At 65.8% G+C, this 1,085-nt stretch carries 1 protein-coding gene; it reads right to left on the bottom strand.

The genetic code is table 11. From position 1 onward, the window contains the following. Positions 1–23: 23 nt before the first annotated feature. A complete protein-coding gene (locus tag ABD295_RS21100) occupies positions 24–821 on the bottom strand; it encodes an integrase core domain-containing protein (protein ID WP_344305831.1) in 798 nt (265 codons plus the stop codon). Positions 822–1,085: the final 264 nt, after the last annotated feature.

Genomic DNA, 1,085 nt, shown 5'->3' with positions numbered 1-1,085 from the left:
TGCAACTGTGGGTCCGGCAGTGGTCATTTCTGGGGTCTCCTGGTGGGTCCTTTGGGGGCTCCGGTGGGTTGGTAGTCGATGTGTGGGTTCAGGGTCAGTTGGCGGATGAGTTCTCCGGTGATGGGGTTGACGATCCGGATCTCGAGGTCTTGGACGAGCAGGATGACGCAGGTTCCCTCGTAGGTTCGTCCGATGCCGATGTGGTGCAGCCGGCCGTCGTGGCGCAGGGTGACCGAGCCGGCTTTGTCGACGCGGTCGTGGCGGATCCGGTCGTGGGTGTCGGGGTCGCGGGAGTCGCTGGGCAGAGCCCTGGGCATGGTGTCGTAGCGGGCTGCGGGAGTGGCCCGCTGCGGTAATGAGCGGTGTGGGCGGCGGTGGTTGTACTCATCGACGAAGGCATCGATCAGGGCCTGGAGATCGGCGATCGTTGTCGGTTGGACGGGTTGGGCGCGCAGCCACTTCTTCATGGTCTGTTGGAATCTCTCGACCTTCCCGCAGGTGGTCGGATGGCTTGGGCGGGAGTTCTTTTGGACCACGTGCAGGCGCCTGAGTTCGTGTTCGAAGGTGTTGCGTCCGCCGCGACCGCCAGCAAGCCGCGCTGTGTAGACCATCCCGTTGTCAGTCAGGGTAGAGGCCGGGATCCCGTGCTGGGTCAGGGCTTGTTTGAAGGTCGTGGTGACGATGGGGCCGGTGACCCGGCGGTGGGCGGTGCAGTGCAGGGCGTAGCGGGTGCAGTCGTCGAGCCAGCTGATGATCTGTACGTCGACGCCGGTGGCGAGGCGGTAGTGGGTGAAGTCCGATTGCCAGGTCTGGTTCGGCATCGCTGCCTCGAAGTGGACGTAGGAGGACTTCGGGCGCTTCTTCGGCTCCGGGGTGACCAGGCCTGCTTTGGTGAGGTAGCGGCTGATGGTCGCCGTGGAGACCGTGGTCTTGTGGTGGTGGGCGAGGTGCCAGGCGGTGGTGTCCGGTCCGGCGTCCAGCCCTGCCGTGGCCAGCCGTGCGCGCAGCTGCTCGATCAGGTCGACGGTGGCTGGGTCCAGCGTGGTCGGTGAGGTGTGGGGTCGTCGAGATCGCGGCTCGAAGGC

Source organism: Nocardioides bigeumensis (genome assembly GCF_039531755.1).
Lineage (GTDB): Bacteria > Actinomycetota > Actinomycetes > Propionibacteriales > Nocardioidaceae > Nocardioides > Nocardioides bigeumensis.
This window is presented reverse-complemented; position numbering and strand designations above follow the sequence as displayed.

Coding starts and splice junctions, on each gene's coding strand:
- ABD295_RS21100 (WP_344305831.1), bottom strand. CDS start 821: ATGCCGAACCAGACCTGGCAATCGGACTTCACCCACTACCGCCTCGCC.